The sequence below is a fragment of the Rhizobium phaseoli genome, assembly GCF_010668805.1.
GTDB lineage: Bacteria > Pseudomonadota > Alphaproteobacteria > Rhizobiales > Rhizobiaceae > Rhizobium > Rhizobium phaseoli_A.
In genome coordinates, this window is sequence record NZ_WUFT01000006.1 from 1 (window position 1) to 20,663 (window position 20,663).

The 20,663-nt window shown below is 59.3% G+C and carries 17 protein-coding genes and 1 pseudogene; 8 read left to right on the plus strand and 10 right to left on the minus strand.

The genetic code is table 11. The features are described 5' to 3' along the window. The 7 genes and pseudogenes from GR197_RS10570 to GR197_RS10600 all read right to left on the minus strand — a co-directional run. A pseudogene (locus GR197_RS10570) lies at positions 1-199 on the minus strand (winged helix-turn-helix transcriptional regulator); the annotation flags it as partial. 96 nt (positions 200-295) lie between these two features. After that, positions 296-1,129, minus strand: coding sequence for a protein kinase domain-containing protein (locus tag GR197_RS10575; protein WP_164009130.1), 834 nt, complete (start codon positions 1,127-1,129; stop codon positions 296-298). Between the two features lie 460 nt (positions 1,130-1,589). Continuing rightward, positions 1,590-5,405, minus strand: a complete 3,816-nt coding sequence (locus GR197_RS10580; protein ID WP_164009132.1) for a vitamin B12-dependent ribonucleotide reductase — start codon at positions 5,403-5,405, stop codon at positions 1,590-1,592. A 588-nt stretch (positions 5,406-5,993) separates the two neighbouring features. Continuing rightward, entirely contained in the window at positions 5,994-6,584 is a 591-nt protein-coding gene (locus GR197_RS10585; protein WP_164009134.1) for a hypothetical protein, read from the minus strand. A gap of 269 nt (positions 6,585-6,853) precedes the next feature. Beyond that, positions 6,854-7,348 carry a xanthine phosphoribosyltransferase gene (gene gpt / locus GR197_RS10590; protein WP_164009136.1) on the minus strand — a complete coding sequence of 165 codons (495 nt, stop codon included), beginning with the start codon at positions 7,346-7,348 and terminating at the stop codon, positions 6,854-6,856. Between the two features lie 205 nt (positions 7,349-7,553). Then, positions 7,554-8,396: a universal stress protein gene (locus GR197_RS10595; protein WP_164009138.1), complete on the minus strand. Its 843-nt coding sequence runs from the start codon at positions 8,394-8,396 to the stop codon at positions 7,554-7,556. Between the two features lie 108 nt (positions 8,397-8,504). After that, positions 8,505-9,281 (minus strand): competence/damage-inducible protein A, encoded by a 777-nt coding sequence (locus GR197_RS10600; protein WP_164009140.1) that lies wholly within the window; start codon positions 9,279-9,281, stop codon positions 8,505-8,507. 224 nt (positions 9,282-9,505) lie between these two features. On the opposite strand from GR197_RS10600, the gene wrbA reads away from it, so the two are divergent. From wrbA to GR197_RS10615, 3 genes are all read left to right on the plus strand, one after another. After that, positions 9,506-10,102 carry an NAD(P)H:quinone oxidoreductase type IV gene (wrbA, locus tag GR197_RS10605; RefSeq protein ID WP_164009142.1) on the plus strand — a complete coding sequence of 199 codons (597 nt, stop codon included), beginning with the start codon at positions 9,506-9,508 and terminating at the stop codon, positions 10,100-10,102. A gap of 901 nt (positions 10,103-11,003) precedes the next feature. After that, entirely contained in the window at positions 11,004-12,935 is a 1,932-nt protein-coding gene (locus tag GR197_RS10610; RefSeq protein ID WP_164009144.1) for a hypothetical protein, read from the plus strand. Positions 12,936-12,960: 25 nt separating this feature from the next. Continuing rightward, positions 12,961-13,179, plus strand: coding sequence for a hypothetical protein (locus tag GR197_RS10615; RefSeq protein ID WP_164009146.1), 219 nt, complete (start codon positions 12,961-12,963; stop codon positions 13,177-13,179). Between the two features lie 536 nt (positions 13,180-13,715). On the opposite strand, the gene GR197_RS10620 is transcribed toward GR197_RS10615, so the two are convergent. Then, on the minus strand, positions 13,716-14,090 hold the full coding sequence (locus tag GR197_RS10620) for a VanZ family protein (protein WP_164009148.1): 375 nt from the start codon (positions 14,088-14,090) through the stop codon (positions 13,716-13,718). A 191-nt stretch (positions 14,091-14,281) separates the two neighbouring features. Between GR197_RS10620 and ilvA the strand changes: the two genes are divergently transcribed. The 3 genes from ilvA to GR197_RS10635 all read left to right on the plus strand — a co-directional run bounded on the left by ilvA (position 14,282) and on the right by GR197_RS10635 (position 17,420). After that, entirely contained in the window at positions 14,282-15,532 is a 1,251-nt protein-coding gene (gene ilvA / locus GR197_RS10625) for a threonine ammonia-lyase (RefSeq protein ID WP_164009150.1), read from the plus strand. A 37-nt stretch (positions 15,533-15,569) separates the two neighbouring features. Then, positions 15,570-15,896, plus strand: coding sequence for an HlyU family transcriptional regulator (locus GR197_RS10630; RefSeq protein ID WP_164009152.1), 327 nt, complete (start codon positions 15,570-15,572; stop codon positions 15,894-15,896). Positions 15,897-16,148: 252 nt separating this feature from the next. Then, positions 16,149-17,420, plus strand: coding sequence for a diguanylate cyclase (locus tag GR197_RS10635; protein ID WP_164009154.1), 1,272 nt, complete (start codon positions 16,149-16,151; stop codon positions 17,418-17,420). Here GR197_RS10635 and GR197_RS10640 read toward each other — a convergent pair. After that, the gene (locus GR197_RS10640) at positions 17,417-18,193 is read right to left on the minus strand and encodes an SDR family oxidoreductase (RefSeq protein WP_164009156.1); all 777 of its coding nucleotides are present in this window, start codon (positions 18,191-18,193) and stop codon (positions 17,417-17,419) included. The two genes, GR197_RS10635 and GR197_RS10640, sit on opposite strands and share 4 nt — an antisense overlap. Before the next feature lie 108 nt (positions 18,194-18,301). Here GR197_RS10640 and GR197_RS10645 point away from each other — a divergent pair, with 108 nt between their 5' ends. Then, entirely contained in the window at positions 18,302-18,877 is a 576-nt protein-coding gene (locus GR197_RS10645; protein ID WP_164009157.1) for a TetR family transcriptional regulator, read from the plus strand. Between the two features lie 48 nt (positions 18,878-18,925). Here the strand turns inward: GR197_RS10645 and GR197_RS10650 are convergent, their stop codons facing one another. Then, positions 18,926-19,540, minus strand: coding sequence for an FMN-dependent NADH-azoreductase (locus GR197_RS10650; RefSeq protein ID WP_164009159.1), 615 nt, complete (start codon positions 19,538-19,540; stop codon positions 18,926-18,928). A gap of 138 nt (positions 19,541-19,678) precedes the next feature. Between GR197_RS10650 and GR197_RS10655 the strand changes: the two genes are divergently transcribed. Then, entirely contained in the window at positions 19,679-20,647 is a 969-nt protein-coding gene (locus GR197_RS10655; protein ID WP_164009660.1) for a LysR family transcriptional regulator, read from the plus strand. The last annotated feature ends 16 nt before the right edge of the window (positions 20,648-20,663 follow it).

Genomic DNA, 20,663 nt, shown 5'->3' on the forward strand with positions numbered 1-20,663 from the left:
TCTTCAGCCAGGCAGCCAACCGATCCGCAAATGGATCAAGCTTGCTCGGCCGCTCAGGGCCCTTGAACTTCGGCTCCACGCCGCCGGCACGCAGGTATTTGCGGATGGTATTCCGGGATAGGCCGGTCCTGCGGCAAATCTCCCGGATCGATAGATGCTCTCGAAAATGCCAGCGTCGGATCACGCTCAGTAATGCCATGTCGATCACTCCAGAGCCCCCGCTGAAAACATGCGAGGGACGGTTGAAACATGGGTCAATTCTCAATGGAAATATTAGGCTGCGCCGGGTCAGCTCTCAGTGGAAATCAACACTCGGGGGAAGCTCAGCCAGCGTCAACCGTGACACGAGCTGCTGTGTGCAGCCGAAGCCGGTCGCAAAGAAGAAGATCATACTGCCGAGCAAGTAAAGGTCGCATCCAAGGCGCCGCATCGCGAAATCAGGATCTATTTGAGCGTACAGTATCTCCGGCGGAGCGTAGCTATAGTCGCCGGAGAAAAGCAAGTCGTCGTGAGGGCCAGCCGTGCCGTCGCATATCGCTCGGCCGAGATCAGCAACGCGGAAATCCCGCGTATTTCCGAAAGCGAGGACATTGGAAGGCTTCAAGTCCTGATGCGCAATTCGACGCGAATGAAGCTGCTGCAGCCCGACCGCGATCTGATGCATCGCATGCAGCCACCACGACAGGCGGAGTGTGTCGTTCACCTTCTGAACGCGACGGCGAACGTCGCCGTCTGCGAGTTCGAAGATGAGATACGGGGCTTTGTCCTGAAGGTTGATGCCGGTGGACAACTGACCGCTTTCGAGAGCTACCACGACACGGTCCATCTTCTCGCCTTCGCAAATTTCAAGAAGGAGAGCTTCAAAGCTGTGAGCAGATGTTATCGCGTGCAACGCCATCAGCGCGTTGGGGGAGTGCATCGCTGACGTGAGATCAATGGCCTTCAAAAATGCGCGCTTGTTGTCTTTCTCAACGATGTAAGGCACGGAGAAGTGGCCTCCGGTTCCGTTGTAGTGGTCGCTGCCGAGGCCGGTGTTCGGATCCCAACCGATTGGCTCGATCACTTTCCAGCCGGTTGGAAGGTGCATGCCTAGGAGCTTCCATGCTCCCGCGAGGTGTTCCAAGGACATTCACTCACTCCTTTCACGCAGGTCGGTATTGCTCGGTGCTTTTTTGTTCCTCATGACATTTCCGGACAGCTTGAGCCGCCTGAAATGCACTCTCTATCGTTGTTGAATATCGCGAGCCGCTCGGCCCAAAAATTAGAAACCTTGCCGCGCTTTGGGGTAGTCTTTCAGTCGTTCACTGCATTTGAAAAATATTATCGGCGATGTTCTAGGAGGAACGCGTCACATTTAAAGTTGATATCGCTCCCTATCCGGTCGTTACGGATCCGAAATTAGCTTTGTTGCTCGGTTTTAGAGGAGGTAATCCTTCATTGTCTCGTAGTTCAACGAGAGATCAGCAGTAGTTCTGTCTTTTATTATAATCCCCGCTCGAAAGCGTGTATCGAGCGGGGGATCTACTGCGTCATTTGAGTGGCCGACGGTCAAAATGACTGTCTGCCTACACGCCAGACAGACAACCTGCTCAGCTGCACCCGCTCGTAGCCCCACAAGTATCGCACTTCTCGCAGGTGCCGTTCCGCACCATCGTGAAGTTCTGGCACTCCGAGCACATGTTGCCGGTGTAGCCTTGCATGATCGAGCGCTGGCGGCGTTCGGCTTCCCGCTTCTTGGCTTCGGATTTCGCCGTTGCCGCGTCCGCTGCCGCCTTGTCGGAGAAGAGGGCGGTGGCGTCGCTGGTGATTTCTTCCGTTACCTCTTCGGCGATCTCTTCGGCCAATTCCTTGGCGCGCTCCTCGTAATCGCGCTTGAAGGCGACGATTTCGGAGGTGGAGATGGCGACCGTCGGCTCTAGCTTGCGGGCAGCACTGCCGGCAAAGACGGTGACGGTGCCGGTGGACGTGGCGCGGGCAGGGGCTGCGCTGGCAGAACCCTTCGGTTCGCCCGCCTGGCGTTCGCCGCCGGTGCCTGAAACCAGCGTCGGCTTGTAGCCGCGGGTCCAGCCGGTGGAGAGCAGGTTGGTCTTGCCCTCCTGGATGCCCTTGCCGAGCGCCGTGTTGGAGAAATCCGACGTATCGACATGCGCTAGGTCATGGCGGCCGAGATAGGAGACGGCAAGTTCGCGGAAGACATAGTCGAGGATCGAGGTGGCGTTCTTGATCGCGTCGTTGCCGATGACCATGCCGGCCGGCTCGAACTTGGTGAAAGTGAAGGCCTCGACATATTCCTCGAGCGGCACGCCATATTGCAGGCCGAGCGAAATGGCGATGGCGAAATTGTTCATCATCGCACGGAAGGCAGCGCCTTCCTTGTGCATGTCGATGAAGATCTCGCCGATGCGGCCGTCGCCGAATTCGCCGGTGCGGAGATAGACCTTGTGTCCGCCGACGGCGGCCTTCTGGGTATAGCCCTGGCGGCGGTTCGGCAGTTTTTCGCGTTCGCGCGAAACACGCTCGACCACCCGCTCGATGATCTTCTCGGTGATGGTGACGGCCTGGGCGGCGACGGGCGCCTGCAGCAGTTCCTCCAGCGCGTCCTCATCATTCTCGTCTTCGATCAGCGAGGCATTGAGCGGCTGCGACAGCTTCGAGCCGTCGCGATAAAGCGCATTGGCCTTGAGGCCAAGCTTCCAGGACAGCAGGTAGGCGTTCTTGCAATCCTCGACGGTGGCGTCGTTCGGCATGTTGATCGTCTTGGAAATCGCGCCCGAGATGAAGGGCTGGGCCGCCGCCATCATGCGGATATGGCTTTCCACCGAGAGGTAGCGTTTGCCGATCTTGCCGCAGGGATTGGCGCAATCGAAGACCGGCAGGTGCTCGGCCTTCAGGAAGGGTGCGGCTTCCAGCGTCATCGCGCCGCAGACATGGATGTTGGCGGCTTCGATGTCCTTCCTGGAGAAACCGATATGGTCGAGCAGGCTGAAGCTCATGTCGGCCAGCTGTTCGTCGGAAACCTTCAGCGTCTCCTTCAGGAAGTCGGCGCCGAGCGTCCACTGGTTGAAGACGAACTTGATGTCGAAGGCGCTCTTCAGCGCAGCGTTGACGGCTTCCACTTTCTCGTCGGTAAAGCCCTTGGTCTTCAGCGTCGACGGATTGATTGCCGGCGCCTGGTTCAGGTTGCCGTGGCCGACGGCATAGGCTTCGATTTCGGCGATCTGGCTTTCGGAATAGCCGAGCGTCCGAAGCGCGTCGGGCACGGCACGGTTGATGATCTTGAAGTAGCCGCCGCCGGCGAGTTTCTTGAACTTGACGAGGGCGAAGTCGGGCTCGATGCCGGTGGTGTCACAATCCATGACGAGACCGATCGTGCCTGTCGGCGCAATCACCGAGACCTGGGCATTGCGGTACCCATGCTTTTCGCCGAGTTCGAGCGCTCTGTCCCAGGCCGATTTGGCGTGAGCAACGAGATCCTGATCCGGGTTTTCCGAATGGATCAGCGCGACTGGGTCGATCGATAGCGCCTCATAGCCGGAGGTTTCGCCATAAGCGGCGCGGCGATGGTTGCGGATGACCCGCAGCATGCTCTCGCGGTTCGGCGCGAAGTTCGGGAAGGGCCCGAGTTCGCCCGCCATTTCGGCCGAGGTCGCATAGCAGACACCGGTCATGATCGCGGTCAGCGAACCGGCAATGGCGCGGGCTTCGATGGAGTCGTAGGGAATGCCCGACGACATCAGCAGGCCGCCGATATTGGCGTAGCCGAGGCCGAGCGTGCGGTATTCGTAGGAGAGTTCGGCAATGCGCTTCGACGGGAACTGCGCCATCATGACCGAGACTTCGAGCACGACGGTCCACAGGCGAACGGCGTGTTCGTAGTCGGCGATATTGATGCGCTTGGTGGCCTTGTCCTTGAACTGCAAGAGGTTCAGCGAGGCAAGGTTGCAAGCCGTGTCGTCGAGGAACATGTATTCCGAGCACGGGTTCGAGCCGCGGATCGGGCCGCCGGCAGGCGACGTGTGCCAGTCGTTCATCGTCGTGTTGAAGTGGATGCCCGGATCGGCCGAGGCCCAGGCGGCGTAGGAAATCGTTTCCCAGAGATCGCGCGCCTTCAGCGTCTTCATCACCCTGCCGTCCTTGCGGGCGGTCAGGTTCCATTCGCCATCATTCTCGACGGCGCGCAGGAAGTCGTCCTTGATCGAGACCGAGTTGTTGGAGTTCTGGCCGGAGACCGTGAGATAGGCCTCCGAATCCCAATCCGTGTCGTAGGTCTTGAATTCAAGATCCTTGTAGCCCTGGCGGGCGAACTGGATGACGCGCTGGACGTAATTTTCGGGAACCTGGTCCTTCTTGGCAGCGCGGATTTCGCGCTTCAGGGCAGGGTTCTTGGTGGGGTCGTAGCAATCGCCATCGTCGCCGCCTTCACAATTGAAGCAGGCCTTCATGATCGCCTTCAGGTGCCTGGCGACGATCTTCGAGCCGGTGACGAGGGCCGCGACCTTCTGCTCTTCCTTGACCTTCCAGTTGATGTATTCCTCGATATCGGGATGGTCGATATCGACGACCACCATCTTGGCGGCACGGCGCGTCGTGCCGCCCGATTTGATGGCGCCGGCGGCGCGGTCGCCGATCTTCAGGAAGCTCATCAGGCCGGAGGAGCGGCCGCCGCCGGAAAGCTTTTCGCCTTCACCGCGCAGCATCGAGAAGTTGGAGCCGGTGCCGGAGCCGTATTTGAACAGGCGCGCCTCACGCACCCAGAGGTCCATGATGCCGCCTTCGTTGACGAGATCGTCTTCGACCGACTGGATGAAGCAGGCATGCGGCTGCGGGTGTTCGTAGGCCGACTTGGATTTGGTCAGCTTGCCGGTGAAGGGGTCGACGTAGAAATGGCCCTGGCCGGGGCCATCGATGCCGTAGGCCCAATGCAGGCCGGTGTTGAACCACTGCGGCGAGTTCGGGGCAACGCGCTGGGTGGCGAGCATATAGGCAAGCTCGTCCTTGAAGGCGGCAGCGTCTTCCTCGGAGGAGAAATAGCCGCCCTTCCAGCCCCAATAGGTCCAGGTGCCGGCAAGACGGTCGAAGACCTGGCGCGCATCGATTTCGGAGCCGGTCTGCTCATCCTTGGACAGGGTCTTCAGCGCCGCATCGTCGGGAACGGAGCGCCACAGGAAGGAAGGAACGTCGTTTTCCTCGACCTTCTTCAGCCGGGTGGGAACGCCGGCCTTGCGGAAATACTTCTGCGCCAGAACGTCGGTCGCGACCTGGGAGAACTGCGCGGGAACGTCGATATTTTCGAGGCGGAACACGATCGAACCGTCCGGGTTCTTGATCTCGCTGGTCGCCTTGCGGAATTCGATATCCGCATAGGCGCCTTGGCCGGCCTTCGTGAAACGACGTTCGATGCGCATGGTCTTGACCTCGTGTTGGCGCCCGGTCCCCGCGACCGGGGCGCAAAATTCCAATCCGGCGGCACTTTGTCGTCGCGCAGCCAGTCTCGTTTCCGTATTGTCACAGGGGTGTCATCCGGAGATGTCTTCCTGTATCTTGTGGTGATGGTGGCTGCAAACACTAAATATAGTATTAACAGCTTATTATCGCCAGTCCCGACGTCACTTTTTTTGGAGGCTGAAAATCGCGCAGAAATCCCGTCAGGCCTGTTTCCGTTCCCGGCACATCACCCTGATTCTGCGTCCCATTTTTCAAAAGGGAACCGGTCTCGTTACCTCCGGTCCTGTCGCCGCCGCAACATCAGGGACAGTAAGTTTGAAACAGGTGATTCCGTCAAGGGCTGGCTCTTAATTGATTGGTAACCACAACATCTTGTGGATGCGCCTGTGAAGATTGGGGAAAGTCGGGGAGCCCTGATATAACAATGGCTTGCAGGCGCTGCCGGCTAAGGAAAAGCCTGGAACGGCAAAAAAGCGTCCCGCGGTAAATCTTGTGATGGCATTTCCGCCGCAAATGCGCATGCCGATTCGGCGAGGAATTTGCACTCTTCAGAGCGCATCGATGGCGATGGTGACGATGGCGACGCCGATTGGTCTGTCCTCTTCGTCAATGACGACAAAGCTCGCCTGCGTTTCGAGCATCTGGGTGAATTGGTTGCGTTCCGCCCGGTCGATGAAGATCTCGCGGGAGCCGTTGGCGAAGGTTCTGAGGTATTTCTCCTCGTCGCCCTGCCAGTAGTCGGCAGTGATGGTGCTTTGCCCCACGTTCAGCCCGTGACTGTCGGTGACGAAAAATTCGACGATCGCCCCCTGCGAGGCGTCCTGCCTGGTTTTCAGGTAATGCGACACGGATTTGTCGAGCAGCAGCTTGACCATCTGCAGATGGTGCTGGTCGACCTCCGACCTGTAGGTCTCGTCGAGCACCCGCATATCCATTTCGCTGACATCGCCGAATTGCGCATTCTGCTCGGCGATGGCTTTCAGCACCAGCGGCGTTTCCACCAACGGCCGGATCCGCGTCTCGACATAGTCGCGCACCAGGGGAATATAGGCGGGCTCGGCGCGGGCAGGCGCCGGCGGAAACAGAAAGGACGCCAAGCCAAGGGTTACAGCCGCTCCTCTATGCATCCACCGCGCCATGTTACTTCCTTATACCGTATCATCGCTGCACGCTTTAAGCGCCGTGCGTCTTTTTCAGACGCGCAGAGGACGCTGTAACATTTTGAAGTGCTGCATAATTTTTTCAATTATGCAGTGTGCAACTTGACGCGATTGGCCACGCTGCCGAGTTTATAAGGAAAAGGTAAAATAGATGTGCAGATTCCGATAGCGGATTCACCAGGCCTGGCGGACAAAATTTGGAACAATTTCAAGTGGTAAATACGAGGATCGCGCGCTATGATCGGCGATCAGCGCGGGCCCTTGGCGATCGGCTCCTGATAGGTGAAGCCCATGTCCCAAGGGAAGTAGATCCAGGTATCCTGGCTCACCTCGGTGATGAAGGTATCGACGGTCGGCACGCCCTTCGGCTTGGCATAGACGCAGGCGAAATGTGCCCTCGGCATCATGGTGCGCACCTGGACGGCGGTCTTGCCGGTGTCGGTCAGATCGTCGACGACCAGCACGCCTTCGCCGCCATTTTCCTGAAGTTCGGGCGCTATTCCCTTGAGCAGCGTCATGTCGCCCTGGTTCACATAGTCATGATAGGACGCGACGCAGACGGTCTCGATCAGCCGGATGTTCAGTTCGCGTGAGATGATCGCGGCCGGGACGAGGCCGCCGCGGGTGATGCAGACGATCGCTTTGAACGTCTGATCGAGGCCGGCAAGTCGCCAGGCAAGGGCGCGCGCATCGCGGTGGAACTGATCCCAGGAAACGGGAAAGGCTTTATCGGGAAGGGACATCGGGCTGCTCCGCGGCATGAAAAAACAACACGCCGTTTGCCGGCGACCGGACGAGCTTGAGGCGGCAAACGGCCAAACCAGAAATCGCGCGAGGTGGAACTGCGCGAGATCGCGAGCTGCAACGCGCGAGCTGGTGCCGCGGCTCGAAGCCGTCATCGGTCGGCGCAATTAACGGAATTTGCCGGCAAAAGGCAAGAGCAGCCGATCAACGCGACAACAGCGTCAGCGCCGTCATCGATTGCAGCAAGCTCTTCGTCGTGCCGCCGAAAATCATCTGCCAGAGCCAGGAATGCGTATAGGCGCCCATGACGAGAAGATCGATGCTGTCGTCCGAAAGCCGGTTCTCGATGACATGCGAGGTGTTCTTGTCGACGCTCCGGGCCGTCGCAAGCGTCGTCTTCACGCCGTGGCGGGCGAGTGTCGCGGCGATCTCGGCGCCTGGCGTCAGCGGCGATTGCAGCGCCGTGTCGGCCGGATCGACCGAAAAGATCTCCACCTCGTCGGCCGCTTTCAGGATCGGCAGGGCGTCGAAAGTGGCGCGCGCCACCTCTTTCGAGCCGTTCCAGGCGATCAGCACGCGCTTGATCGGCTTTGGCTGGCGGATGATGTAGGGGATAATCAGCACCGGCCGGCCGGTTTCGAACAGGAAGCTGTCGACGTCGACATGGCTGTCGGAGGGTTTGGCCGGGTCGGCCTGCGAGGCGATCAGTAGATCGGCGCTGCGCGCGCTTTCGATCAGCGGTGCGGAGCCATAGCCGGTGGATGTAGCAAAGCTGCGCCATTCGCAGGAGCCGCCTGATGCTTCCGCCTTGGTGCGAAAAATGCGCTCGACCGCGATCGTTTCGCCATGCGCCATGTCCTGCAGCGCCTGCACGGCGACGGGATCGGGAATTTCCATCGGCGCCACCAGCGGCACGGCGGAGATAGTTTCGGCGTGCAGGCCGATGACATGACCACCGCTTTCGGCGGCAAAGGCAAAGGCGAAATCGGCAACCGCGCTGCTATTGTCCGTTGTATCGAGAATGGCGAGAATGGTTTTGTAAGACATATCAATTCTCCTTGCGCTGAAATGGCCTGCGCGACGGAAGGAATGCACCGGATCGTTCTTCCGTTCCTTGACGGGGATCAAGCTCGGTCCCCGGTTCCGGCATTGCCCTCAAGCCTCGGCGGAATGGTTTTCGGCGATGTCCTTTCGCTGGCGGATGGACTCGATCATGGCGTGCACCTCGGCACCGGCCGCATCGATTGCCGCCTGCGAGCGGCCGCGCACGACGATCTCGGTCGAGAATTTCTGGCCGATATATCGGGGGTAGGAACCGATGCTGGTTTCCGGATGAGCTTTCTGGATTGCGGTCAAGGGCGTGCCGATCTCGCCTTCGCCGTAAGGGCAGGCGATGGCGAGCGAGAGGACCGGCGTGCCGGTGCGAAGCGTCGGCAGCACATTGTCGACCATTGCCTGGAAGACCTGCGGCACGCCCGCCATGACATGGACGTTGCCGATGATGAAACCCGGCGCCGTCGACACCGGATTGGCGATATGGACAGATCCGCGCGGCATGCGCGCCATGCGCTGGCGCGCCTCGGTGAATTCCATTTCGCGGCGACGATACATATCGGCAAGTAGCGTCATCGCCTCTTCGTCATATTCGCAAGGGACCCCGAACGCCTTGGAAATGGCATCGGCGGTGATGTCGTCATGCGTCGGCCCGATGCCGCCTGAGGTGAAGACGTAATCATATTTGCTGCGAAGCGCATTCAGCGCCTCGACGATCGCCTCCTCGTCGTCGGCGACGATGCGCACCTCCTTGAGGTCGATGCCGGAAAGGGTGAGCAGATCGGCGAGGTGGCCGATATTCTTGTCCTTGGTGCGGCCGGAAAGAAGTTCGTCGCCGATGGCGAGCATGGCGGCGGTGACGACGATGGCGTGGCTCATGGGATGTTCCGTGTAGTGAGGCTGGTGAATAGGTAGCGCCCTTCGGCCGCTTTGCAAACAGCCAGGCCGTACGCACGTTTTGCTGAAATGAGAAGCGCAAGTGAATTGTCGTCTACAGGCGTTGAACACTGAGTTCTTCAAGGCAGGGCTGTATCGGCAGACGCGCGCTGATAGAAATCCTCTCGATCACGAAATCCAACCCACTGCTTGAAGGAAGATAGAAGATGGCGAAGGTTCTCGTCCTTTATTATTCGGCTTACGGCCATATCGAAACCATGGCCTATGCGGTTGCCGAAGGCGCCAAGTCGGCCGGTGCCGACGTCACCGTCAAGCGCGTTCCGGAACTGGTTTCGGAAGAGGTCGCCAAGGCTTCCTATTACAAGGTCGACCAGGCCGCTCCGATCGCCACCGTCGACGAACTGGCGGACTATGACGCGATCATCGTCGGCGCCGGCACCCGCTTCGGCACGGTCGCCTCGCAGATGCGCAATTTTTGGGATCAGACCGGCGGCCTCTGGTTTGCCGGCAAGCTGGTCGGCAAGCTTGGTTCAGTCTTCACCTCGTCGGCGACCCAGCACGGCGGCCAGGAGTCGACCATCCTCGGCTTCATCCCGACCTTCCTGCACCAGGGCATGGTCGTTGCCGGCCTGCCTTACGCCTTCCAGGGCCAGATGGGCACCGAGGAAGTCAAGGGCGGCTCGCCCTACGGCGCCTCCACGATCACCAACGGCGACGGCTCGCGCCAGCCTTCCGAGATCGAACTCGAAGGCGCGAAATACCAGGGCGCCCATGTCGCCAAGCTTGCTGCCAAGCTCACCTGATCTTTGACGAGAAACGATAAGGGCGCGGCGAGCGTAAGCTTGCGGCGCCTTTTCCGTTTGATGGCAACTATTTGCCTGATCATTCGCCGGTGCTGCCGGCAAAGCGGGGCATGACTGTTTGTTGGTGGTGCGGACGGCGGGGGTCGAACCCGCAAAGCCTAGGCCGAGGGATTTTCTTACCAGCTACGGCTTTCGCCGCCGCCTTCCGGCGTTTGTGGTCTGGACTATACCTTCACCCTAGCGTCTGCCTTAGGTGCTGCCCGTCTAGTCTCTACACCTTCCCCTTGCGGGGTTTGGCTCGGGATTGCCATCTGACAGGTTTCCCCGACTTTGAGCAGTTCTACATCAGGCGTTTCCGCCTGTGCACTCAATTTTGTCTAAGTCCCTTGTGTCTACCAATTCCACCACGTCCGCGTGGTTCTTCCTGCTAACAAAGAGAGACGGTTTTCTCAACCGATATTCAGGGGTCGGCATGCAATTCCGTTTCAAAGTCCGGAGACCTCAATCACCCTCGACGATTTGATATTGGTTCGGAGAGATGAGGGTCGGATATTGGGCGCTGGGAACATGGCGTTCCAAAACGCTGGTCGCTTCGAGTGTCCAGCTGAATTCGTGAATAAAACGACGATTCGGCCCCCTGATTACTGCTTTGAAAAGCAACGAACGGCACGAAGTTTCAGATTTATCCTGCCGGCATGCGAAGGCGCGACGGTCGATTGCGAAACATCATGCGAGTCAGCGTAGAAAAATTGGCACAACCCCTGCGACACAAGCTTGTTGAATTTCGCATAACATTGGGACAAAGTACCGGCAGGGGTAGTGTTTGCGATTTCTACTGTTGCAATACGTGCACTTCACTTTTCATTGTGAATGCCGGGACATGTGGTGAATAAACGGCAAAATGGCTTTTGTTCTGAAGACCTTCGGGACCTTGCAGCTCGTTGACGGAGATGGGAACGCTGTCGCGTTTCCCGAGAAAGGCCTGCTGCTTCTCGCCTATTTGTTCACAACCGATCAAGGTTCGGCGGATCGAACGACCTTGGCTCGCTTTCTATGGGGCGAAGCCGACAGGGACGTTGCACTTTCGACTTTACGCAAGGTGATTTCGCGCATTAAGGCCCGTCAAATCGATCTCGGAGTAAACATCCTTTCATCCCAGGGCAACATGCTCACCCTCGATCAGGAGTCTCTGTCTTCCGACATTCTGCTATCGGACCAGGAGGACGAGGTTGAGCCGTTCGCCCGACTGAGACAGCTGGTGAAACTGATGAACCAGCCTTTTCTGGGGGCGGTTCACAGCCATAGCCGTCAGTTTCAGCGGTGGCTTGCCGAACGGGAAAACGACCATATCGAGTTTCTCGCAAATACATTGAGAACGGCGTCCCGCTTGGCCGAGTCGGGAAAGGAATCCGAACTCCTGAGGAAGGCCGCGGTTATCCTGTTTCGGACGGAGCCGAAGGATCCGGAAACGCTGCAATTGCTTATCCGGATATTCAACGCGGAAGAGGACGTTGAATCCCTCCGGAACTATTTCGAGCAGCGGCGCAGTTCGACTTCGAAAGGCATCGCCGCGCGCACCGGATCCGATGACGGTGATGCAAAACCTCTCCGTCAGACATCCATGTCGTCAAAGGCGAAACTCGACGCGGCGCTTCCCCTTGAGCCCGAAGATATCCGCATTGCCATTCCCCGCTTGGTGCTGCTTCCGCCCAGGAACCAATCCGTTCGGCCGCAAGCTGGTTTTCTAGCCGCATCTTTGGTGGAGGATATCACGATCGGATTTTGCGTCTTCAACAGCCTGGAGGTCATCGCCCCGTATTCGGCGGTTCAGATCGGCCACCAGGTGGAGACGCAGAAGGCCTTCTTTGAACGGCATCGCGTCAACTATATCCTCGACACCCGGATCAGCAATTCCGGCGATGAAGTGACCCTGTTCGCCCAGTTGATCTTTTTCGATCAGAATCAAATTGTCTGGGCCGAAAGGTTCAGCCTCGATCGTATGGATCTCGCCAGAGACAGGAGAGTTGTTGCCCGGCAGATCGCGCTCTCCGTGTCCAGCGAAATCGAGCGCCATGAGGCGTTGCGCGAAGATCTGAACCCGATCGCTTATCATCGATATCTTGTCGGCAGGCGGCACCTGGCCCGGCTGACACTTCCGAACCTGCGGCGCGCCCGCAAGGAAATGAAAGCCGCGCTCAGCGAAAGCCCCGATTTCGCGCCGGCGCAGAGTTCTATGGCGCGCACCTACTCCAAGGAATGGTTGTTGACGGCCCGAGGTGATATCGATCTTTTGCAATTGGCGGAGACTTTCGCAAAGCAGGCCACCGAGATGCGTTCGGACTTTGCCGATGGCTATCGCGAGCTCGGTGTTGCCAAACTGTTGCAGGGCGCGTTTGACGACAGCGCCGAAGCAATGGAAGTGGCAGAAAGCCTTGCGCCACACTATGCCGACGTGATTGCCGACTACGCGGACACGTTGGTTCATTGTTCGCTCCCTGCCATGGCCTTGAGAAAGATCGAGCGGGCAATCGAGCTCAATCCGCTCGGTCCCGATACCTATTTCTGGACTGCTGCGGGAGCAAACTATGCCCTCGGCGAATTCGAAGCTTCGCTGGACTATATCGGGCAGATGGCCGACCCCAATTTAGCGGACAGGTTGTCCGCCGCAAATTGGGCCATGTTGGGTCATCAGGACAAGGCGCGGATCTTCGTACGAAGGTTTCGTGAAGGCAATCCGGACTTCGATGTGGACAAGTGGTTGTCTGCAGTTCCAAGTAAAGAGCAATGGCATAAAGATCTTTATCGTGAAGGCCTGAAGAAAGCTGGATTTTAAACATCAATCGTTAGAGGGCAAAAACATGGCTACAGTTGTTGTTATTAGTGTTGAAGGTCAAGACGGGCTCTGGGTCGCTGATCTGGACGCCGGCACCGTACTGCCGCTCCCGGCCCCCAAGGCGGGTGGCCTGAAAGTGGTGACCGATCTTCGCGCCACCGGCGCGACGGTCACAAAGGGCGTGAATGTGGCAGTCACCGTCAAGTCGGCAGAGGCGGCGTTCTCCGGCCATTATGACGGCTAGTGTATGATCGGGGTGCTATAGCGCGGTTACGTCTGACGCGAAATAGACCTGTAAACCCCTGAATTTCGCATGATTTTATTCGGCTTCCGACGAAGGAATTATGTGGAAACGCGCGAGACGGCGGCGAGCGGAAATTGACTTGCTCGCCGTCGAGCATTAGGCATGCACTGTCAAAGTCGTTTTCGATGCCGATCAAGTGTACCGGGTTTCAGCGACAATCTATCGGCCTCGGTCATACGGGTTCGATTCCAGTCGCCCCGGACCAACTTCATAATATCGTTTGAATATGCATGTATATTGTGGATATATGCGTGCTGTTGCTTGACAAGGGCATTTTCGGCGCAAAGATTGCGCCGCGGCGGTTGAGTAAGTGTTGTCTTCTGGGAGTAAGACGATGGTTTACGATTGGAGTGGGGCTAGGGTTCGGCGCGTCCGGATCTTCAAGACCAGTGTCGCGCTTGTTCTGGGAACTGCGATCGCTGCAATACCACTGTTTTTCTGGGCCGTGCAGCTGCGCGGTTTCTAGTCCGGAATAATCAGCTTTCTGCGAGAGGAAGCGTATCTTGCGCTTTGGTCCCGCGCCACCTGTTGATCACCCAGCCGGCGAGCAGCCCCAGGGCGGCGCCCATTGCCTTGACGCCAGCATCATGCAGGCGCGGATGGCGCGTTGGCGAAAGGTACTGCAGATATTCGATGGCGACGCTACCAGCGATCAGCAGCACGGCCACCAATTTCCACTGTTTCGGATAGGCGAGCGCAAAGGCGAGGCCGACAAGCACATAGGCGCCTGCGCGGTCGGTATCCACAGTCGTAACGGTCTCCGGCCTCAGCCCGATCGGCGAAACCGTAACGAAGAGGATGAAGGCGAGCAGCAGCCAGGCGAGTGGTTTTGCGAAGTTGAACGTGATCATGGCTTTATATTAGTGGCTGGCGTTTTCATTGACAGTTAAAATCAGTTCATGTGCCGCCAATTTTGCGGTGGGCTTAAGAAAAGCTTTCGCAAACAGGGCCGGCGGCGAACCGCAAATGGCCGAAACGGGCTTTCTTTTGCCGGTCGGCCTATGCCATAGCGGCGCTGTAATTATGAAAATGGACATTGCCCGTGACAAGACTTGATGTCGAAAGCGCCGAAGAAGCCATGCGCAGCCTCTTTCCGGCAACGCCGCTGCAGCTCAACGATCATCTATCGGCGCGCTACGGGGCCGATATCTGGCTGAAGCGCGAGGATCTGTCCCCGGTGCGCTCCTATAAGATCCGCGGCGCTTTCAATTTCTTCCGCAAGGCCATCGGGCAGGGAGCGGTCGGCAAGACCTTCGTCTGCGCATCCGCCGGCAATCACGCCCAGGGCTTCGCCTTCGTCTGCCGCCATTTCGGCGTGCCGGGCGTGGTCTTCATGCCGGTCACGACACCGCAGCAGAAGATCGACAAGACCCGCATGTTCGGCGCCGAGTTCATCACCATCCGACTGTTCGGCGATTTCTTCGACCAGTGCTATCAGGCCGCGCGCGACCATGTCGAAGCGATCGGCGGTGTCATGGTGCCGCCCTTCGACCATGCCGATATCATCGAAGGGCAGGCGACAGTCGCCGCTGAAATCATGCAGCAACTGCCTGAGGGAACGGTGCCTGATATGGTCGTCCTGCCGGTCGGCGGCGGCGGCCTTGCAGCCGGCATTACCGGTTATCTCCACGGCACCGTGCCGAAATCGGCTTTCGTCTTCACCGAGCCCGCCGGCGCGCCGAGCCTGAGGCGCAGCATCGAGGCCGGCAAGGTGACGACGCTCTCCAAGGTCGATAACTTCGTCGACGGCGCTGCCGTTGCCCGGATCGGCGACCTGAATTTCGCCGCTCTTTGCGATTTCCCGGCAAGCCAAGTGCAGCTGATGCCGGAGAACGCCATCTGCGTCACCATTCAGGAGATGCTGAATGTCGAGGGTGTCGTGCTGGAGCCGGCCGGCGCATTGTCGCTGACGGCGATTGCCGCGATGGACCGCCAAGCGATCCGCGGCAAGACCATCGTTGCCGTCGTCTCCGGCGGCAATTTCGATTTCGAGCGTCTGCCTGACGTAAAGGAAAGAGCCATGCGCTACGCAGGGCTGAAGAAATACTTCATCCTGCGGCTTGCCCAGCGTCCCGGGGCGCTACGGGATTTCCTCAATCTGCTCGGCCCCGAAGACGATATCGCCCGCTTCGAATACCTGAAGAAATCAGCGCGCAATTTCGGCTCGATCCTGATCGGCATCGAAACCAGGGCGCCGGAGAACTTCGCCAGGCTGATCGGAAATTTCGAAGCTGCCGGCATGGGTTACGAGGATATCACCGAAAACGAGATCCTCGCCAACCTGATCATTTGACTTGGCGACGACGATATCGCTGTGCTAAAGGCGGATCATGGCTTCGTTCATTTCAAATATTTTTTCGATGTTCTCCGGCGGCAGCAAACCCGCTTCCGAGGCGGCAGGCCCTTCCGGCGAGCCGCAGCTTTACAACGACTGCACGATTTATGCGGAACCGCGTAGGGAAGGCAGCCAATATCGTCTTGCCGGCCGCATCGAAAAGAAGGTCGGCGACGAGGTGCTGGTGCGCAATTTCATCCGTGCCGATCTGTTTAGCTCTTCCGACGATGCGCTCGAATGCACGGTGCGCAAGGCGCAGCAGATCATTGATCAGCATGGTTCGTCGCTCTTTGGCGACGGCGAGAAGCTTCGTCAGGTCTGAAATCGGGATCGGCCGGATCGGCCTGATGTCGGCCGCAATTATTCTTGTTTTTCAATTCTGTGAGCCGGATGCTTCTCCGGCGCGCGCAATCGTGCTCACGCATTCTTAAAGGATTGCGGTCAAAGGTATTGCCTGCAGCATGTGCAGGGCCGCCCTCGTGTTTGACTTTTTCGGACGATCGACCAAAGGATCCGCTGTCGCGATTGCTGCGCCTGCGCGCCGCCGACCGCGCCGGCCACAGGGCGGGATGTCGTGATGGAGACGTTCAACCTCGCTCTCTTCGCCGTCGAAGCCGTCGCCTATTTCTCGCTGATGGTCACGCTTCTGCACTTCCGTCATCGGCTCGGTCTGGGCGTCTTTCTGACGGCGCTCGGCGTCATGCATTTCATGGAAACCTATCTGGCGGCGGTCTTCTACGTCTCGTTGCCGTTCGGGGATGTGTCGCCGGGTTCATCGGTCTTCTTCTCCGGCAAGCTGATGATGATCCTGATGCTTTACCGGCAGGAGGATGCCGCCACGGTGCGTCAGCCGATCTACGGCCTGTTCCTCGGCAACCTGCTGACCGTCGGCATCGCCTGGGTGCTGCAGCTGCACCTGCCGCTGCAAATGTCGGCTAATCACACGCCCGACGTCGATTTCCTCAAAGAGATGGGCTGGCTGATGATCTGGGGCACGGCGCTGCTCTATGTCGATTCCCTCGGCATCATCCTGCTATACGAAAAACTCGGCGATTTCTTCCGCCGGCGCGTGGTGCTGCGCTTCCTGATTTCCGGATTTGTGCTGCTGACTTTCGACCAGATCGGCTTCTTTGCCGCGTTGAATTATTTTCTGGATGTGCCGATCGCTGCATTCTGGGCCGGATGGAAGGCCAAAATGCTGGCCGTCTGCCTCTATGCGGCGATGTTTGCGATCTACGAATATCGTATTCGCCGGGGCGGGGCGAGCGTGTCGGCACGTTCGATCAGCGACGTGTTCGGCGACCTGACATTCCGCGAGCGCTACAACGACCTTCTGGAGCGCACCGGCCGCGATATGCTCACCGGCGTCTATGATCGCACGCGCATGGAAGTTGAAGCACCGCTGATGGTGCGCGAGGCATTGAGACAGGGGCTATTCGCCACAGTCCTTATTCTCGACGCTGATCACTTCAAGGATGTCAATGACGGTTACGGTCATCTCCAGGGCGATGAGGTGCTGAAGGCGATCGCCGCCCGATTGGGCACGACCTTGCGCTCGAGCGACCGTGTCTTCCGCTTCGGCGGCGAGGAATTCGTTGCCATCTGCCCGGGCACCGACCACGAGGAAGGTCTACGGCTTGCCGAGCGCCTGCGCTGGACGATCGCCACCAGTGTCAAGACGCCGGATGACCGGCCGGTCACGGTCAGCATCGGCGTTGCGACCGCCGACGAAGACGGGGTCGATTTTACCGCCGTGCTGGCGGCGGCCGATGGCCGGCTTTATGCTGCCAAGAAGAGCGGCCGCAACTGCGTCGTCGGCCGTTCCGGGGTGGTGAAACTCGCTTAAGCGGCGCGGAAGATCTTGGCGCCGGACGGGGCGCTGGTCATGCCGCCATCGACGGTGATTTCGATGCCGGTGACATTGGCCGCATCATCCGAGGCCAGATAGAGTGCTGCCTTGGCGATTTCGTCGGCTTCGCTCATGCGGCCGAGCGGGCTCATCCCGCCGATGCGGGCTTCCAGCGCAGACATCGCGTCTTCCGTCGGTGCCATCGGCGACCAGATCGGCGTCTTCGTGCCGCCGGGTGTCACCTGGTTGACGCGGATACCGCGGGGCGCGAGTTCAGAGGCCATATTGCGCGTCAGCGCCCGGACGGCAGCCTTGGTCGCCGCATAGGCCGACCAGCCGGGAGCGCCGAGCACGGCATGCACCGAACCGTTGAGGATGACGGAAGCGCCGTCGTTGAAATGCGGCAGGGCTGCCTGCACGGTGAAGAAAACCGCTGTCAGATTGGTGCTGATGATCTGGTTGAACTGCGCCGGCGACGTCTCGCCGAGCGGCGTCGCGCCGCCGATGCCGGCATTGGCGAAGACGATGTCGAACTTGCCGACCTTCGCGGCGGCTTCTGCAAAGGCCTTCTCGGTGGCGGCGGCATCGGTGACGTCGACCTTCAGTGCCAGCACGCCGGCCCCAAGCGCCTTTTCGGCGGCCGCCAGCGTTTCCGGATTGCGGCCGGTGATCACCACCTTGGCGCCCTCATCGATGAAGACCTTGGCGGTCGCAAGACCGATACCGCTGTTTCCGCCGGTGATCAGCGCGACTTTGTTTCTTAGACGCATGATTCATGCTCCTCTTGGAATTGGCAACGATCTGGATTATGATCGTTATCTACAAGGATTACGATTGTAATCCTTTCAAGTCAAGAGGCAATGCAAGGGAGAATACCGGTGGGTCGGTCGCAGCTGGAAAAACAGAAGACGCATGAAAAGATCGTCGAGACTGCGTCGAAGCGGCTGCGCGAGGAGGGGCTCGACGGCATCGGCGTCGCCGATCTGATGAAGGAGGCCGGACTGACTGTCGGCGGCTTCTACAAGCACTTCGCCTCCCGCGACGATCTCGTCGCCGAGGCGATCCAGTCCGCTTTCGATTCATGGGGACGCAAGCTGGAGGCTGAGGGTGTGAACCCGGCAAAGATGACGGCCGCCGATGTCGCCGATCGTTACGTCAGCGTCTATCATCGCGACAATCCCGGCGAGGGGTGTCCCTTTGCAGCGCTGACCTCCGATATCTCACGCAGCGGCGAGAAGGCGCGGGCGATCGCCACCGACGGGCTCAAGCGCAATTTCGGGGCATTGGCAAGCAAGGCTGCAGGAGCGGACGAGGGAGAAAGGCGACGCAAGGCGATCATGGCCTTCGCGATGATGGCAGGCGGCGTCGGCCTAGCCAGAATTTCCTCCGACGAGGCTATGTCGGCCGAAATCCTGGAGACTGTGCGGGGTTTTGTCGCCAGTATAGACCAATGACAAACGGCCGGCGAATGCCGGCCGCTCCATGCGAACTTCAAAAAATGATCAAGCGGCCAGCGCGATTTCCTGGACGCGCGACTTGGCGGCATCGATGGCTTTTTCCGCAGCTTCCGGACCGAAAGCCAGACCTTCGACGTAGATGGTCTCGATATCGGTGATGCCGAGGAAGCCGAGAACCGACTTCAGATACGGCACGGCATGGTTCAAGGGAGCGGCCGGGCCCTGCGAGTAGACACCGCCCGAGGTCAGCACCACGTAAACTTTCTTGCCGGTGAGCAGGCCGACCGGGCCGCTTTCGGTGTACTTGAAAGTCACGCCGGCGCGGGCGACGTTGTCGATCCAGGTCTTCAGCGACGAGTAGATGTTGAAGTTGATGAGGCCGGTGCTGATGACGATCGTGTCGGCGGCAAAGAGCTCATTGACGAGTTCGTCGGAGGTCTTGACGGCGGCGACTTCCTCGGCAGTGCGGGCCTCGGCCGGCTTGCGGATCGCGCCGGTAAAGAGGTCATCGATATGCGGCAGCGGATTGGCGGCAAGGTCGCGGCGAACGAGAACGCTGCCCGGATTCTGGCCCTTCAGCTTTTCGGCGAGGTCGACGGCGATCGGCGTCGAGAGCGAGTCGGCACGCGGGCTGGACGTCAGAAGAAGGATGGACGACATGGTGCATTTCCTTTCGAATTGGGTTTGACGGCCCGTTGCTGGGAGGTGAGCCGCAGTGTCGACGAGGAAAATAGGTCTGGCCTGCTATCGAAAAAACGGTGATAATGTCGATCGAAACTATCGATGGAATGGATGGATATGCTTCCGAACCCAACCCTGGACCAATTGCAGGTGTTTTTGACTGTCGCCGAGACCGGCAGCTTTTCGGCCGCCTCGCGGGCGCTGAACCGTGCGCAGTCGGTCGTCAGCTATACGATTGCCAATCTGGAGGCGCAGCTCGAGGTGGCGCTTTTCGAGCGCTCCGGCGCCCGCCAGCCGAAGCTGACGGAGGCGGGCAAGGCGATGCTGGAGGATGCGCGGCGCATACTCGGCGACCTGCAGGTCATGCGGGCGCGCGTCAAGAGCTTGCGGGAAGGGCTTGAAGCGGAGGTCTCCGTCGCCATCAGCGTCATGGTGCCTTCCCGGGCCGTGGTCGATGTCCTGCATGAATTTCGCGAAAGGTTTCCGTCCGTTTCGCTGAACCTGAATGTCGGTGAGCTCGGCGTGGTCATGGACCTCGTCCTCAGCGGCAAGGCGACCATCGGCATTGGCGGCGCAGTCCTCAAACAGGATGATTCGGTCGTCACCGAGCGGATCGGCCACTCCTTCATGCTGCCGGTTGCCGCGCCCAATCACCCGCTTGCCGGGATCGACCGGCCGTTGACGCTCGGCGACGTGCGCGAGGAAGTGCAGCTCGTGGTCACCGATGCGTCGGGCCGGACGAAGGGGCGCGATTTCAATGTTCTGTCCTACAGGACATGGCGCGTCAGCGATATTGCCACGAAGCACCAGCTCATCAAGGCCGGCCTTGGCTGGGGCGGTCTTCCGGCTTCCGTGATGCATGACGATCTTCGCAGCGGCGCGCTCGTCCATCTCGATCTGGATGCCTACGAACAGGGCGAGTATGCCATCTATTCGATGCGCCAACTCGCCAACCCGCCGGGACCTGCCGCTGCCTGGATGATCGACGCGTTCCGCACGCGGCTTTCGGCCTGCCCGAGCCAAGCCGATTTCCATGCTGAGATTGCAGAATTGCGTGAACCCGAAACGCCGCTCGCGGCCGAATGACGAAGGCGCGAGCGCG